We start from the raw sequence: 15,063 nt of genomic DNA on the forward strand, positions 1-15,063 counted from the left end.
ATTATTTTTGGTTATAAATTTCACACAACCCCTTGTATTACTTATCTTTGCCGCCCATTAAAATGAGAATAAGAATATGAGCGCAGCAACTCGCGAAAGTTTCGACGTACTTATCGAAATACCAAAAGGAAGTCGTAATAAATATGAATACGATTTTGATATAAAAAAGATCCGATATGATCGCATGATATTTTCTTCAATGATGTATCCTGCAGATTACGGATTTATCCCAGAAACATTAGCATTAGATGGAGATCCACTTGATGTATTAGTTTTAGTTACAGAACCTACATTTCCAGGTTGCGTAATGGAGGTGAAACCGATTGGAGTATTTCATATGGCAGACGAAAAAGGTCCAGATGAAAAAATCATCTGTGTACCAGTAGCTGATCCAATTGCTAGTAGATTGGCAGATCTTAAAGAAATGAATCCTCATTTAATAAAAGAAATAGAGCATTTTTTCCAGGTATACAAGGACTTAGAGAAGAAAAAAGTTGATGTTGGTGGATGGGGTAATATAGATGAAGCTAAGAAAATCATCAAAGACTGTGTACAACGTTTTAAGGATATGCCAAATAAACCAGAAGGATTGTTTAGTATTCAATAAAGTTCTATACAAAAAATAAATAAAAGCGCAATATTTTCTTATGAATATTGCGCTTTTTCTTTTTAGCTTTATTTTACTACATTTAGCGACTAATTAACTAAAAATACATTTAATGGAATCAAATATGATTTATATGCCAATTGTTTTGGCATTACTGGGGCTAATTTATATGCTTGTCAAAAAATCTTGGGTAATGAAGCAAGATGCCGGTGACGGTAAAATGAAAGAAATTTCAGATCATATCTATGAAGGAGCCTTAGCTTTCTTAAATGCAGAGTATAAATTACTTGCAATATTCGTTGTAATAGTAAGTATATTGCTTGCTATTGTATCTTTTGTGGTACCCACCACTCACTGGTTAATTGTAATTGCTTTTATATTTGGAGCCATTTTCTCTGCTTTTGCTGGTAATATAGGAATGAAAATAGCAACAAAAACAAATGTAAGAACAACACAAGCTGCACGTACTAGTTTACCAAATGCTCTTAAAATATCCTTTGGAGGAGGTACCGTTATGGGACTTGGTGTTGCTGGTTTAGCAGTATTGGGTTTAACTGCCTTTTTTATATTCTTTTTTCACTTCTTTATGGGTGGAGAATGGACCAATACAATGGATATGACTATTGTACTCGAAACATTAGCGGGGTTTTCTCTAGGAGCTGAATCTATTGCATTATTTGCTCGTGTGGGAGGAGGAATTTACACCAAAGCAGCAGATGTAGGTGCAGATCTAGTAGGTAAAGTTGAAGCAGGTATTCCTGAAGATGATCCACGTAATCCTGCAACTATTGCTGATAATGTAGGGGACAATGTTGGAGATGTTGCTGGTATGGGTGCTGATTTATTCGGTTCTTATGTAGCAACTGTTCTTGCTGCTATGGTACTAGGAAATTATGTAATTAAAGATATGGGAGGTTCTATCTCTGATCTTTTTGGAGGTATTGGACCAATCTTATTACCTATGGCAATTGCAGGTGCAGGAATCATCATTTCTGTTATTGGTACAATATTGGTAAAAATTAAAAGTAATGATGCTAAAGAAGCTCAAGTAATGGGCGCACTTAATATTGGTAACTGGACATCAATTATTCTAGTAGCAATAGCTTGTTTTGCACTATGTAAGTGGATGCTTCCAGAAACTATGAAAATGGAATTCTTTGGTGAGGGGCTTGTAGAGATTTCGGCAATGCGTGTATTTTACGCAACGCTTGTAGGGTTAGTAGTTGGAGCTGTAATTTCATCAGTTACTGAGTACTATACTGGACTAGGTAAATCACCAATTCTTAAAATTGTTCAACAATCAAGTACAGGTGCTGGAACGAATATTATTGCTGGTTTAGCAACTGGAATGATTTCGACATTCCCTTCTGTATTATTATTTGCAGGTGCCATATGGGCATCGTACGCTTTCGCAGGATTTTATGGTGTAGCTTTAGCGGCCTCTGCAATGATGGCAACAACTGCAATGCAATTAGCAATAGATGCTTTTGGACCTATATCCGATAACGCTGGTGGGATTGCAGAAATGAGTGAACAGGAACCAATCGTAAGAGAACGTACAGACATATTAGATTCTGTAGGTAATACAACAGCCGCAACAGGAAAAGGGTTTGCTATTGCATCCGCCGCTTTAACTTCATTAGCTTTATTTGCAGCTTATGTAACTTTTACTGGGATTGATGGTATTAATATTTTCAAAGCACCAGTATTGGCAATGTTATTTGTTGGAGGTATGGTCCCAGTAGTATTTTCTGCATTAGCAATGAATGCTGTTGGTAAAGCAGCAATGGAAATGGTACAAGAAGTACGTCGTCAGTTTAGAGATATTGCAGGAATTATGGAAGGTACAGGAAAACCTGAATATGATAAGTGTGTTGCTATATCTACCAGAGCATCTTTAAGAGAAATGATGTTACCAGGATTATTGACTATCGGATTCCCATTGGTGATTGCATTTGTTCCATTATTATTTGGAATGAATACATTAGCAATTGCAGAAATGTTAGGAGGATATATGGCTGGAGTTACTGTAAGTGGTGTATTATGGGCTATTTTTCAAAACAATGCAGGTGGTGCCTGGGATAATGCTAAAAAATCATTTGAAGCTGGTGTAGAAATCAATGGAGAAATGACTTACAAAGGTTCTGATGCTCACAAAGCTGCTGTGACTGGAGATACTGTTGGTGATCCTTTTAAAGACACTTCTGGACCATCTATGAATATCCTTATCAAACTAACATGTCTTATAGGACTTGTTATAGCTCCGATCTTAGGAGGTCATACAGCTGAAACTGCCGTTGCAGATCAAAACGTAGAAACAACTACAACTGCTAAGCAAGAAACAGCAGATCAAGGAAAAGTAAAAAAATTAAAATCCAATTCTCTAGAATCTAAAGAAACGGCAATACAATAATTTTTTAATCATAATAAATTAAAAACCTCGCTAATTAGCGAGGTTTTTTATCTTTATATTATATAACTTTCTATGTTCAGAAAAAAACCATTACGAATTAATTCTTATCTAGGGTATGGAACCAATACAAGAATCAGAGCTACTGGCAGAGCTTTAGAAGATGAGAATCTTAATTTTGATGGAAATACAGGAACATTAAAGACATTGTGGAATATCTTTAAGCAATTCGAAAGTGATGAAATTCCAGATATCGAAGTTGCATTAACCTTTTCAAATAAACCACCTATTATTACAGTTACAGATGCTGAGGGATACTATCATTTTGATAAAGAATTTCAAGAAAATTTAAATCCAGATGAATCTGAATGGATTTCATACATAATTTCTTTTTACAGAAAACAAAAAAAACAAATCATTAATAATAATGTATTTAAAGGTGAAATGCTGATCCCTAAACAAAGTGCAGCATATGGAGTTATAAGTGACATTGACGACACCATTTTACATACTGGTGTTGCTTCCTTTTTTAAGTGGAGAGTAATTGCAAATACATTTTTTAAAAATTTTGACAAAAGATTACCATTAGAAGGCACGGTTGATTTTTATAAAAAACTACGGTTTGGAAAAAGTACAAAAGAAGTAAATCCGATTTTTTATGTTAGCAATAGCCCTTGGAATTTATATGATTACCTAACCGCTTTTCTTCACAAGCATGCATTTCCAAAAGGACCTATTTTACTTAGAGATTTCAGAACTCCTTTTGACAAGACTCCTAAGCCTAAAGCACCTCATAAATATTCTGAAATTTTAAATCTTTTAGCATTATATCCAAACTTAAAATTCATACTCATTGGAGATAGTGGAGAAAAAGATGCGCATATTTACACAGAAATTGCCACCGATCATCCTGATAGGATTTTAGCAATTTATCTAAGAAGTGTAAATCACAAGAGAAAGGAAAGACGAATTCTTAAAATCATCAATTCCTTTACAATTGTTCCTATTCTTCTTGTGCATTCATCCGATGAAGCCGAACAACATGCAAGAGCAAAAGGGTATATTAATTAGTTTTTAAGCTTCTCACTTCAGAAGTTAATGCAACCATAGCATCTTGTAATTGCCTTATACTAGCTGTATCCGAGTTGGCATCAATATTAAAACTCAATTTACTATTGATCTCCCACAGCTCGACAATCTGATGCGTTTGGATTGTATACGGCAAGTAGTCAGTGTTTAATGAGATTAAGGTAAGAACAGACGCGTCTTCATTTTTCTTAACTTTTTTCACCACTACACTATCCGCAAGCACAACCACATAAATAGCATTATTACTAAGTTCTGAAAGATTATTAACAGCCTTACCAATCACCCATTCCTTAGGTTCTAAAACTGGTAACATACTATCTCCTTCTACTTGAAACCCCCGATAGGTGGCATTACGATATTCTGGAAGCGGTATATCAAACGCTGGTAATTGTTGATACCAATCCACATCTTGTACATTATGAGGATATCCAGCAGCAGCTTTTACATTAACAAGAACAATATTCTCATTGTTTTCTGAATCTACAGTTACAATTTTCGGAGCAACATCTCCGCTTTGCAACTGAATTTTCTTTTGATCACTTTCACCAAACAACCATAAAGGGTTTACTCCAAATTCCTGAAGTAATCTAGAAACAACTTTTCCTGAAATTTTAGTTTTTCCCCTTTCGATATCCGCAGTAGAGTTTTTGATATGCAAAACTCTGGCAAAATCAGATTGTGTAAAATGATTTTCCTCACGAATAGATTTAAAACGTTGAATGGTTTGGTTAGTTAAATTATCCATACAACTACGATTTATTTATTTATAAGCATAGATTATTCTCTTTCTATAATTTGGGATAATTGTTTTAACAAATATACCAATTTTTGGAATATTTCCAATTTTAACACTATTTGATTTTTATTTTATTGGAATATTTCCATAAATTTGGAAAAATTACAAGTTAAATAGACGATTATGCCATCACAAATTGTTTTACACCAACCAGAGTCAGAAAAAATTATTCGTTATTCTTTGAACAACTCCATTCCTGTAGCGGAAGAACTATTTCAAAAACTCACTGAAAAAGGATATAACTTTCTCAGAAATCATAGAATCAATAATTATTCTTTTGATTTTTATTGTCCTTCTCTAAAGATTGCGATCGAAATAGACGGATATGCACATGAGTTTTCTGATGTACACAATCAAGATGCTCCCAAAAAGTTACATATTCATTCCTTAGGAATTACTGTATTACGCTTTACTGATCATCAGATTTTAGTCGACATAGAAGAAGTGTTCAGAGCTTTAAAACACCAGATTAAACTTTCTACTAAAAGTATTTATGTCGTTTGATAGAATTCAAGAAAAGCTTTCTATTCTAGCAGATGCAGCAAAATATGATGTTTCTTGTGCCAGTAGTGGTGGCAAAAGGAGCAATATCAATAAAGTATTAGGTAATAACACAGGAATGGGTATTTGTCATAGCTACACAGAAGATGGTCGCTGTGTTTCTTTATTAAAGATTTTACTCACTAATCATTGCATTTTTGACTGTGCTTATTGTGTTACCAGAAAAAGTAATGACATAAAAAGAGCTGCCTTTAAAATTCAAGAGGTCGTTGATCTTACTATAAATTTTTATAGAAGAAATTACATTGAAGGATTGTTTCTAAGTTCTGGTATTTTTAAAAATGCTGATTATACTATGGAAAGATTGGTATCAGTTGCAAAAAAACTCCGATTAGAAGAAAATTTTAATGGTTATATTCATTTAAAATCTATTCCAGGAGCTAGTGATGAACTCATGCGAGCGGCTGGATTGTATGCAGATCGTCTAAGTGTAAATATTGAAATCCCTACCATATCTGGACTTAAACTTTTAGCACCAGATAAAAAGCACGAAGACTTTGTTAAACCAATGGAGAAAGTAAAAAATGAAATCATTCAATATAATGCAGAACGAAAAACAATAAAGAACACTCCTAGATACGCTCCCGCTGGACAGAGCACTCAAATGATCATTGGAGCAGCTGGAGAGAGTGATAGAGATATCATGTACTCTGCTGCACATTATTACAAAAAATTTAATATGCGTAGGGTTTATTATTCTGGCTATATTCCTGTTACGACGGATAATCGACTCCCCTCATTAGAAACCCAAGTGCCTGTTCTAAGAGAAAATCGTTTGTATCAAACAGATTGGTTATTGCGATTTTATGGTTTTTCTATTAACGAATTATTAAACACCCAACACCAAAACCTAGATCTTGATATTGATCCTAAATTAAGTTGGGCGCTCAGAAATTTGGACTTTTTCCCAATTGATATTAATAAAGCAGATAAACACATGATTGCCAGAGTTCCAGGAATTGGTATGCAATCTGTTTACAAAATACTACAAGCAAGAAGGTATAGAAAACTTAATTGGTCACACCTTAAAGCAATTGGTATTGCATATAATAGAGCTCAATATTTTATTATTTGTAATTCCACAAATTCTCATCTTAAAGAACTTACATCATTGGATCTAAAAAACAAGATCCTAAAAACTTCCAGAAGTAAACATCAAAAATATTTTACAAATCAACTGAGTCTTTTCTCGTAAATCATAAAAAGCATGAATCCGCAAACTATTTTGTTATATGATGGAAGTTTTGATGGTTTTTTATGTTGCGTTTTTATGGTATATGATCAAAAAATCGCTTCTCCGATTATTAGAAAGGAATCAGAGACCAATAATCAACTATTTACCATTACAGAAACTATTATTACAGAGGTAACAAAATCAAATAGAGTGTGGAATGGATTAAAACACAAAATACGTTTCTCAGAGCAAAAAATACTATTTAGTGCATTTTTAAGCGAGATCAAGGGAGTTGAAAACACTTTACTCTCATACATTAAAAATATTTTTAATAATCAAAACCCTACTACAATAGATTATAGTAATAAAGATATTCTTAAAATAAGTCAAGTTGCAAAAATGGTTACCAGAGAGAAACATAGAATGGAAGCTTTCGTTCGTTTTAAATTAACTAAAGACAATATCTATATAGCTACAGTAGAACCAGATTTTAATGTTTTACCATTGATCATTCATCATTTTAAAGATCGTTATGCTGATCAAAAATGGTTAATTTATGATATAAAACGAGATTATGGCATCTATTACGATCTAAATACCGTAGAAATAACAACGGTAGACTTTTTTTCGAAACTAAACACCTCTATAAATAACAATAGTCTTAAAGATAACGAACTTGATTATCAAAATTTATGGAACACCTATTTTACACATATAAACATCAAATCAAGAAAAAACACAAAGCTTCATTTACAACATCTACCAAAGAGATATTGGAAATACTTAATAGAAAAAAACAATATATAAAATAAAATGTTAAATTTGACGTTGAATAACCCAATTAACTATATCTATCAATTATGAAAAGATTATTTTTAGGAGCAATCGCTCTAACGTTAGCAGTTTCAGTTACCTCTTGTAGAGATACAAAAAAAGCAGAAGATGCTGCTAATGAAGCTGTGGAAGAAGTACAAGAAGCAGCTGAAGAAGCAAAAGAAGCTGCCACTGAAGCTGTAGAAGAAGTAAAAGAAGCTGCTGGTGAAGTAGTTGATTCTGTAAAAGCTGCTGCTGGTGATGCAGTAGACGGAGCGGTAGATGCTGCAAAAGAAGCTGCTGGAGATGCAGTTGATGCTGCAAAAGATGCTGTAAAAGAAGGAGCTGATAAAGCTACTGATGCATTGAAAAAGCAATAATATATACAGGTATATATTTTTTAAAAACCATCCCATAGATCTTGGGATGGTTTTTTATTTGACATTATTCTAACCAAGTAACCTTATTTTCTATTGGTATTCGCTTTGAAGTTAAACTCTCATCTTTATCATAATTCCCTAAGTAGAAAAGCCCCAAGCATCGCTCTCCTTCATTCAATTCCAAAAATTCACCCATATAATCAATCAATTTAGGACTACTCCAATAACAACCTACATTATTCGCCGAACAGGTAAGCCACATATTTTGAACAGCCATTGCAGTAGCTGCTATTTCTTCCCATTCTGGAACACTTTCTTTTGAGTCTCGTTGCATGCATATGATAATTATAGCATTCGCAGCCTCACATTTATTTTTAATCTTTTTATGTTTAAAAGGAGAAAAAGCTTCATCTGATGTAATATCAGTATAGGTGTTCGATAAAAAATCTCCTAATCGACTCTTAGCATCTCCTTGAATGACTTTAAAACGCCAAGGCTCTGTTAATCTATGCGTAGGAGCCCAATTTGCGTTTTCTAACAAAACGTTAATAAATGATTTAGAAATAGGTTTATCATTATATTGTGCTGGATAAATAGCTCTTCGATCTCTTATAATTTGATTTAAATATTCGGTATCCATATAATTTACTTTTAATGTAAAGTTATTATTAAAAATTAGACTAATAAAAAATAACATTCAACTTACACTTTGAACTTTCACACTCGTATTCATACTCCAGAACAATTAGATAATTTATCCTTATCTGGTAATGAATTACAAAAGACATTATTGAGTTTAAAATTAATCAACTTTCTTTTCGGGAATCATAGACAGCTAACTAAAAGTGTCTTAGAGTTCTGCTCAACGCATCCTACCAAGGAGACTTTCCATATTGTAGATCTAGGTTGTGGTGGCGGAGATAGTATTCATCAAATTTCAAAAAAATTACAACAAAAAAATATTCGAGCATCTTTTACAGGAATTGACGGTAACCCAGAAAGTATTGCATATGCAAAATCTCAATATAGCAAAGAGAATATTATAAAGTTTGAAGTAAAAGATATCATGGACATCAACTTCGAAATTCCAGATTGTGATTTAATTATCAGTAGTCACTTTATCTATCATTTTGAAGATAAGGCATTGATACAATTCATAAACAATATCAAAAGTAAAAAAACGAAACATATTATTTTCAGTGAATTATATCGTAGCAAAATAGCTTATGTTTTATTTAAATTTTCTAGTTTTATTTTGCCAATTTCCGCAATAGCAAAAAAGGATGGTTTATTGGCAATAAAAAGAGCATTCACCATTAGAGAATTAAGAAGTATTTTTAATAACAGTGATGTAAAAAACTTCAGAATCTATAAAAAAATATGGTTTAGAACCATCGTAAAAATTGATTTATAATTATGAAAGAAATCCTACTCCAAAATGCAAGGAAATTAAAACAAACTTCCAGAACATTGCTAATTACTTATGTTATTGTATATTTTTTATGGGGATTAGGAATGAACGAATTTGGAGCAACTATGGAAATTGCTCGCTTTGAAAACTGGTGGCAGGTGATTTCCTGCTACATTTTATATATGGTACCGATTTCAATACTTCTTAAAGAGTATAATTTTTTTAATCAGTATGCCTACGGATTAGTTGCTATGGGAATATTAGAGTTCTTGGGATATTGGTTGCAAACCTCCTATGTATATCCTAATAATATGCTTGATCAATTATTTAACCCTCAAAATTTCAGTTTAGGGATGGCGCTGTTTTTTGCTTTGTACTTTCCTGCTGGAAATTGGTTGGTCAATAAGATTCATGGTCTAATTTTCAGGAGACAAAAGATAACGACATCGACTACCTAGGCACAATTACAAATTGTTGTTTTCCTTGTTTTTTAACCCTATAATTATCCTTAATAGCATTCGCTCCTTTTAGGTCTAGTGAATCTGCCACATATGATATCCAATCTTGTCTATGTACAATTGCATTATCCAATACAACATCAGTCAAAACAGCATCTTCTAGCTTGGTTCCCCATAGCGTAGCCTCAGTCAAATCAGCTTCAGTAAGATCTGCTCCATATAATTTGGCATTGGTCAAATCTACACTTAACAACTCTGAGTTTCTAAGATTAGCATTTGTTAAATTCGCCCTTACCAATACTGCATCAGAGAGGTTAATTTGTTCCATATTTGCCTCTGTTAATTCGCTTCGTTCTAAATTAGCTGCTGGGAGATTAACTTCAGATAAGTTAGAATGGCTTAAATTAATATACTTCATATTCACTCCTCTTCCTAAATAGATATCCTTAAAAAAAGTATAGCTAAAATCCGATGCGTCTAGGATTTCTCGATAAGATTGATCCGCAAGATTACTTCGAATCAAACTAAACAATAATTGTCCCTTTTCGGGGCTTATTTTCTTATCAATAAGCTCTCCATCTTCCTTATATTTATAGGGTTTCATCGCTCTTGATAAGCTAGCAATTCTTGCTTCTAAAACAGGGCTTATATTACGCTCACTTGATCCTTTATATTTCAATTCTTCGCTAAGATCAGAAAGTAAGTTATCCATAATAAAAACCAAAGAAGATCTTCTTTCAGCTTCAATTAATTCATTTTGGTTATCCACCAACCTATTCTGATTTATTACAAGTTTAGTTTGATATAACAGGATAATAGAAGGTATAAGTGTAACTAACAACCCGAATATTCCAATTCTTGTTATACGCCAGATAACATTAGAAGATACATCAGAAACTGTATCAACTGATACTGATTTAGTCTCTTTATATTCGGTAATTGCATTATTAATGCTTTTTTTAAGTCGTACTCCAAGTAGAGGAACACTTGACTTTTTAAGCAACCAAAATCCAATACTCTTCTTTTTTTCTTTTCTTTTTTTAATTTGATCTAATTGATCCTGAAGTTGTTGCTTTTCTTGCTCTAATTGTTCAATTCGCTCTTGTTCAGTCACTTTATAATAGATTTGGGATTTTCAATGTTCAATATATTAAAGTTATGTGACTAATACCAAATAAAAAAGAAAGCCTTTTTAATTAAAAAGGCTTTCCAAATCTAACATAATAAAATATAGTCCAAAAACTATCCCTTACTTCATATATTTAGATATATCATTAGAAATATCTTCTACAAGCGAAACTCGTTCTTCTTCTTCAATCTGATTTATTACTTTGGCTAGCAGATGTACATAACTTGCTACATATTCTCTCTTTTTCTTATCATTTACATACTCCTTTCCTTCAATAACAATAAATACGATGAGATTATGTATAATCCGTTTTAAATCCGAAATATGTAGTTTCTCTTCCATTGTATACATTTTTAAGCATGTAACTAAAATCTACAATGAATTTATAATTCTAATTCCCTAATGATGAATATGATTGTTTATTAAAAAAACGATTTTCGATAAAAAGCAACTTTTATCGATTTTAGTATAAAAAAGAAGAATACTTCAAAAAAAGTTCTCGAATTTTAAATATAATAAGTTGTTAAGAAGAGTGTCAAAATAAAAAAAGCCTTCAAAATCAAAAGATTAAGAAGGCTTTAAGTACTCGGGACGGGACTTGAACCCGTACGTCCTAATGGACATTGGATTTTAAGTCCAACGTGTCTACCAATTCCACCACCCGAGCGTGGTATATTTTCTCAGAGCGAAAGACGGGATTTGAACCCGCGACCCTCACCTTGGCAAGGTGATGCTCTACCCCTGAGCTACTTTCGCAGTTATTTTAAGAACTTCGCAATTCGTTATTGCGGATGCAAATTTAAAACATTTCTAGTAATACCAAAGTCTTTTCGCAAAAAAGAATAAAAAACTTTACACTTGAGATGCTTTCTTCCTGGTTAACATACGTTTAATCTCATTTAATTTCATCAAAGCCTCTACTGGAGTAAGCGTATCTATATCAATATTTACAATTTCGTCTTTGATTTCCTCCAATAATGGGTCATCCAGATTAAAGAAGCTTAATTGCAATTCATCTTCTTCTTGAATTCCTTTTATTTTATCAGTTAGTTCTTCACTGCTATGAGATTTTTCTAATTTCTTAAGCATCTTATTAGCTCTATAAAGCACTTGTTGAGGCATTCCTGCCATTTTAGCCACATGAATTCCAAAACTGTGCTCACTACCTCCAGGAACTAGTTTTCTAAGAAAAAGCACATTATCCTTTAATTCTTTTACCGCTACGTTATAATTTTTAATCCTGTCAAAAGTTTCACACATTTCATTAAGTTCATGATAATGTGTTGCGAACAATGTTTTTGGTTTTGCTGGATGTTCATGAAGAAATTCACTAATTGCCCAAGCAATCGAGATCCCATCATAAGTACTTGTACCTCGACCGATCTCGTCCAATAACACCAAACTTCTATCTGATATATTATTTAGAATATTTGCAGTTTCATTCATCTCTACCATAAATGTGGATTCTCCCATAGAAATATTATCACTTGCTCCTACTCTTGTAAATATTTTATCTACTACTCCAATTTTGGCTTCATCAGCAGGAACAAAACATCCCATTTGCGCTAATAAAACGATCAATGCTGTTTGTCTTAATATTGCAGATTTACCACTCATGTTAGGTCCTGTAATCATGATCATCTGCTGCGCCTCTTTATCCAAAGAAACATCATTAGCAATATATGATTCTCCAGGTGGGAGTTGTTTCTCGATTACTGGGTGACGACCATTTTTGATTTCAAGATTATAAGAATCATCAATCATAGGACGTGTATACTTATTTTCCTGAGCCAACTGAGCAAAAGAACCTAAACAATCTAATTGACCTATTAAAGTTGCATTTAACTGTACAGGTTTGATATATTCATGCATCCAAACAATCAAATCACTAAATAACTGCTGTTCTAATATCAGTATTTTTTCTTCTGCACCAAGGATTTTGGCTTCATATTCTTTTAACTCCTCTGTGATATATCTTTCTGCATTTACTAAAGTCTGTTTGCGAATCCAAGTTTCTGGTACTTTATCCTTATGTGTGTTTCGAACTTCTATATAATATCCAAAAACATTATTGGAAGCTATTTTTAAAGAAGTAATTCCAGTAGCCTCTGTTTCGCGTTCCAACATTTTATCCAAGTAATCTTTTCCAGAAAATGCAATTGATCTTAATTCATCGAGCTCATCCAAATACCCATCTGCAATGGTATTTCCTTTTAATATATTTACTGGAGCTTCTTCATTAATTGTTTCCTTGATCTTATTTCTTAATAACTCACAATCATGTAATGTATCCCCAATAACTTTTAATGCTTCATTTTGGCTATTTGTGGCTTGAGCTTTTATAGGCACAATAGCCTCTAAAGAGTTTTTTAATTGAATTACTTCTCTTGGGCTTACTTTTCCTGTTGCTACTTTAGAAATTAAACGCTCTATATCTCCAATCTGTTTAATTTGATGTTGAATCTTTTGATGCAATATTTCATTGTCTAGAAAAAACTGCACCACTTCATGGCGTTTTTGGATACTTATAATATTCTTAAGGGGTAATGCCAACCAACGTTTTAAAGTTCTTCCTCCCATTGGAGAAATCGTTTTATCAATAACATCGATAAGCGTTACTGCATTAGCTGCGTTTGGATTATACAATTCCAGATTACGAATCGTAAACCGATCCATCCATATATATTCATCTTCAGCTATTCGCTGGATTGCAGTTATATGCTGTAATTTATTATGCTGTGTCTCTCCTAAATAATGTAGTATCACACCAGCCGCAATTACTCCTTCTTGTATATGATCTACTCCAAATCCTTTTAAAGAAGTGGTTTCGAAATGTGAATTTAATGTTTCGTTGGCATAATCAGTTTTAAATGTCCAATCTTCTAGAAAAAAAGTATGAAAATCACTTCCAAAATCATGATGAAAAGTTTGTTTCTTAGGTTTAGAAATTAACACTTCGCTTGGATTAAAGTTGCGCATTAACTTATCCATATGTGCAACATCTCCTTGAGCCGTTAAGAATTCTCCTGTAGAAACATCCAAAAACGCTATTCCTAATTCCTTTTTACCATAGTGTACAGCACATAGGAAATTATTAGTCTTACTTTGTAAAACCTCATCATTCAAAGCAACTCCAGGAGTAACTAATTCTGTTACACCTCTTTTAACAATAGTCTTAGTTTGTTTTGGATCTTCTAGCTGATCACAAATAGCCACTCGTTCACCTGCTTTTACGAGTTTTGGCAAATATGTATTTAAAGAATGATGAGGAAATCCAGCCAATGCCGTTTCCTGTTCTGTACCATTACCTCTTTTAGTCTGAACAATATTAAGGATCGCTGCAGCTTTAACCGCATCTTCTCCAAAAGTTTCATAAAAGTCCCCTACTCTAAACAAGAGCAATGCATCTGGATATTTAGCCTTTATCGCATTGTATTGCTTCATTAAAGGTGTTACTTTCTTTTCTTTTTTTGCTGCCAAAAGGATATAATTTTATGAATGTGGCTAAAGTAGGTATTCTTCATTTTTTTTTGAAATGTTGCCAAAAGGAGTTATTCATTTTTATTCACAATCCTACTTCCTTAAAAGAATGTATAAATCATATTATGAATAAATGATATTTTTGCCATCATGGAAATGAAAAGAAAACTAAGAAACAGTGAACTTGATCGCAAAACCATAACTGAGTTCAAGAATGCAAAAAAAACTCCTTTAATCGTCATATTAGACAATATTAGAAGCCTTAATAATATTGGTTCTGTTTTCAGAACTGCAGATGCCTTTTTAATTAAAAAAATATATCTCTGCGGTATTACAGCAACACCACCGCATAAGGACATCCAAAAAACGGCATTAGGCGCAACTGATACTGTCGACTGGGAACATACTGATAGCACCTTAGAGCTTGTATCAAAGCTTCAAGAAGAAAACATAAAGATCATATCGATTGAACAAGCAGAAAATGCCACCATGCTAAACGATTTCAACCCTACTTCTAATCAAACATATGCAATTATTTTTGGCAACGAAGTAAAAGGTGTACAGCAAGAAGTAGTTTCTGCAAGTGATAGCGTTATTGAAATCCCTCAACACGGAAGTAAGCATTCTTTAAACATCTCAGTTAGTGCTGGTGTTGTAATATGGGATTTATTCAACAAACTCTCTTAAAGCTATTCTTCCTTCTAACAAAATCAAACGCAACCATTTCTCATCGTATTCATCTATTAGTAAAAGTA

At 32.9% G+C, this 15,063-nt stretch carries 15 protein-coding genes and 2 tRNA genes; 10 read left to right on the top strand and 7 right to left on the bottom strand.

Annotated elements, in window-relative coordinates; all coding sequences use genetic code 11:
* Positions 1-76 precede the first annotated feature (76 nt).
* The 3 genes from QBK95_RS06575 to QBK95_RS06585 all read left to right on the top strand — a co-directional run bounded on the left by QBK95_RS06575 (position 77) and on the right by QBK95_RS06585 (position 4,088).
* Positions 77-607: an inorganic diphosphatase gene (locus tag QBK95_RS06575; protein WP_280931815.1), complete on the top strand. Its 531-nt coding sequence runs from the start codon at positions 77-79 to the stop codon at positions 605-607.
* A 112-nt stretch (positions 608-719) separates the two neighbouring features.
* Entirely contained in the window at positions 720-3,020 is a 2,301-nt protein-coding gene (locus QBK95_RS06580; protein WP_280931818.1) for a sodium-translocating pyrophosphatase, read from the top strand.
* Positions 3,021-3,092: 72 nt separating this feature from the next.
* Positions 3,093-4,088, top strand: a complete 996-nt coding sequence (locus tag QBK95_RS06585) for an App1 family protein phosphatidate phosphatase (protein ID WP_280931820.1) — start codon at positions 3,093-3,095, stop codon at positions 4,086-4,088.
* Here QBK95_RS06585 and QBK95_RS06590 read toward each other — a convergent pair.
* A complete protein-coding gene (locus QBK95_RS06590) occupies positions 4,081-4,851 on the bottom strand; it encodes an XRE family transcriptional regulator (protein WP_280931823.1) in 771 nt (256 codons plus the stop codon). The two genes, QBK95_RS06585 and QBK95_RS06590, sit on opposite strands and share 8 nt — an antisense overlap.
* A 174-nt stretch (positions 4,852-5,025) precedes the next feature.
* On the opposite strand from QBK95_RS06590, the gene QBK95_RS06595 reads away from it, so the two are divergent.
* From QBK95_RS06595 to QBK95_RS06610, 4 genes are read left to right on the top strand one after another with little or no spacing between them, the layout of a single operon-like run.
* On the top strand, positions 5,026-5,406 hold the full coding sequence (locus QBK95_RS06595) for an endonuclease domain-containing protein (RefSeq protein ID WP_280931825.1): 381 nt from the start codon (positions 5,026-5,028) through the stop codon (positions 5,404-5,406).
* Positions 5,396-6,658 carry a putative DNA modification/repair radical SAM protein gene (locus tag QBK95_RS06600; RefSeq protein WP_280931827.1) on the top strand — a complete coding sequence of 421 codons (1,263 nt, stop codon included), beginning with the start codon at positions 5,396-5,398 and terminating at the stop codon, positions 6,656-6,658. Before QBK95_RS06595 ends, QBK95_RS06600 begins: the two co-directional genes overlap by 11 nt.
* 12 nt (positions 6,659-6,670) lie before the next feature.
* Positions 6,671-7,444: a TIGR03915 family putative DNA repair protein gene (locus QBK95_RS06605; protein ID WP_280931829.1), complete on the top strand. Its 774-nt coding sequence runs from the start codon at positions 6,671-6,673 to the stop codon at positions 7,442-7,444.
* A 53-nt stretch (positions 7,445-7,497) separates the two neighbouring features.
* On the top strand, positions 7,498-7,830 hold the full coding sequence (locus QBK95_RS06610; protein WP_280931830.1) for a hypothetical protein: 333 nt from the start codon (positions 7,498-7,500) through the stop codon (positions 7,828-7,830).
* A 64-nt stretch (positions 7,831-7,894) separates the two neighbouring features.
* On the opposite strand, the gene QBK95_RS06615 is transcribed toward QBK95_RS06610, so the two are convergent.
* Positions 7,895-8,470 carry a nitroreductase family protein gene (locus QBK95_RS06615; protein WP_280931833.1) on the bottom strand — a complete coding sequence of 192 codons (576 nt, stop codon included), beginning with the start codon at positions 8,468-8,470 and terminating at the stop codon, positions 7,895-7,897.
* Positions 8,471-8,539: 69 nt separating this feature from the next.
* Between QBK95_RS06615 and QBK95_RS06620 the strand changes: the two genes are divergently transcribed.
* Together QBK95_RS06620 and QBK95_RS06625 are read left to right on the top strand one after the other, a co-directional pair.
* Positions 8,540-9,244 carry a methyltransferase domain-containing protein gene (locus QBK95_RS06620; RefSeq protein WP_280931835.1) on the top strand — a complete coding sequence of 235 codons (705 nt, stop codon included), beginning with the start codon at positions 8,540-8,542 and terminating at the stop codon, positions 9,242-9,244.
* A gap of 2 nt (positions 9,245-9,246) precedes the next feature.
* Complete coding sequence (locus QBK95_RS06625; RefSeq protein ID WP_280931837.1) at positions 9,247-9,699, top strand: hypothetical protein; 453 nt, start codon at positions 9,247-9,249, stop codon at positions 9,697-9,699.
* On the opposite strand, the gene QBK95_RS06630 is transcribed toward QBK95_RS06625, so the two are convergent.
* The 5 genes from QBK95_RS06630 to mutS all read right to left on the bottom strand — a co-directional run bounded on the left by QBK95_RS06630 (position 9,692) and on the right by mutS (position 14,272).
* Positions 9,692-10,813, bottom strand: coding sequence for a pentapeptide repeat-containing protein (locus QBK95_RS06630; RefSeq protein WP_280931838.1), 1,122 nt, complete (start codon positions 10,811-10,813; stop codon positions 9,692-9,694). The two genes, QBK95_RS06625 and QBK95_RS06630, sit on opposite strands and share 8 nt — an antisense overlap.
* Positions 10,814-10,948: 135 nt before the next feature.
* The gene (locus QBK95_RS06635) at positions 10,949-11,170 is read right to left on the bottom strand and encodes a hypothetical protein (protein WP_280931840.1); all 222 of its coding nucleotides are present in this window, start codon (positions 11,168-11,170) and stop codon (positions 10,949-10,951) included.
* A 241-nt stretch (positions 11,171-11,411) separates the two neighbouring features.
* Positions 11,412-11,495, bottom strand: a tRNA-Leu gene (locus tag QBK95_RS06640).
* A 17-nt stretch (positions 11,496-11,512) separates the two neighbouring features.
* Positions 11,513-11,584: transfer RNA gene (locus QBK95_RS06645), tRNA-Gly, on the bottom strand.
* Between the two features lie 96 nt (positions 11,585-11,680).
* A complete protein-coding gene (mutS, locus tag QBK95_RS06650; RefSeq protein ID WP_280932292.1) occupies positions 11,681-14,272 on the bottom strand; it encodes a DNA mismatch repair protein MutS in 2,592 nt (863 codons plus the stop codon).
* Between the two features lie 186 nt (positions 14,273-14,458).
* Between mutS and QBK95_RS06655 the strand changes: the two genes are divergently transcribed.
* On the top strand, positions 14,459-14,995 hold the full coding sequence (locus tag QBK95_RS06655; RefSeq protein ID WP_280931842.1) for an RNA methyltransferase: 537 nt from the start codon (positions 14,459-14,461) through the stop codon (positions 14,993-14,995).
* The last annotated feature ends 68 nt before the right edge of the window (positions 14,996-15,063 follow it).

This window comes from Aquimarina mycalae, assembly GCF_029906345.1.
Classification (GTDB): Bacteria; Bacteroidota; Bacteroidia; order Flavobacteriales; family Flavobacteriaceae; genus Aquimarina.

Coding starts and splice junctions, on each gene's coding strand:
- QBK95_RS06575 (WP_280931815.1), top strand. CDS start 77: ATGAGCGCAGCAACTCGCGAAAGTTTCGACGTACTTATCGAAATACCA.
- QBK95_RS06580 (WP_280931818.1), top strand. CDS start 720: ATGGAATCAAATATGATTTATATGCCAATTGTTTTGGCATTACTGGGG.
- QBK95_RS06585 (WP_280931820.1), top strand. CDS start 3,093: ATGTTCAGAAAAAAACCATTACGAATTAATTCTTATCTAGGGTATGGA.
- QBK95_RS06590 (WP_280931823.1), bottom strand. CDS start 4,851: ATGGATAATTTAACTAACCAAACCATTCAACGTTTTAAATCTATTCGT.
- QBK95_RS06595 (WP_280931825.1), top strand. CDS start 5,026: ATGCCATCACAAATTGTTTTACACCAACCAGAGTCAGAAAAAATTATT.
- QBK95_RS06600 (WP_280931827.1), top strand. CDS start 5,396: ATGTCGTTTGATAGAATTCAAGAAAAGCTTTCTATTCTAGCAGATGCA.
- QBK95_RS06605 (WP_280931829.1), top strand. CDS start 6,671: ATGAATCCGCAAACTATTTTGTTATATGATGGAAGTTTTGATGGTTTT.
- QBK95_RS06610 (WP_280931830.1), top strand. CDS start 7,498: ATGAAAAGATTATTTTTAGGAGCAATCGCTCTAACGTTAGCAGTTTCA.
- QBK95_RS06615 (WP_280931833.1), bottom strand. CDS start 8,470: ATGGATACCGAATATTTAAATCAAATTATAAGAGATCGAAGAGCTATT.
- QBK95_RS06625 (WP_280931837.1), top strand. CDS start 9,247: ATGAAAGAAATCCTACTCCAAAATGCAAGGAAATTAAAACAAACTTCC.
- QBK95_RS06635 (WP_280931840.1), bottom strand. CDS start 11,170: ATGGAAGAGAAACTACATATTTCGGATTTAAAACGGATTATACATAAT.
- mutS (WP_280932292.1), bottom strand. CDS start 14,272: ATGAAGCAATACAATGCGATAAAGGCTAAATATCCAGATGCATTGCTC.
- QBK95_RS06655 (WP_280931842.1), top strand. CDS start 14,459: ATGGAAATGAAAAGAAAACTAAGAAACAGTGAACTTGATCGCAAAACC.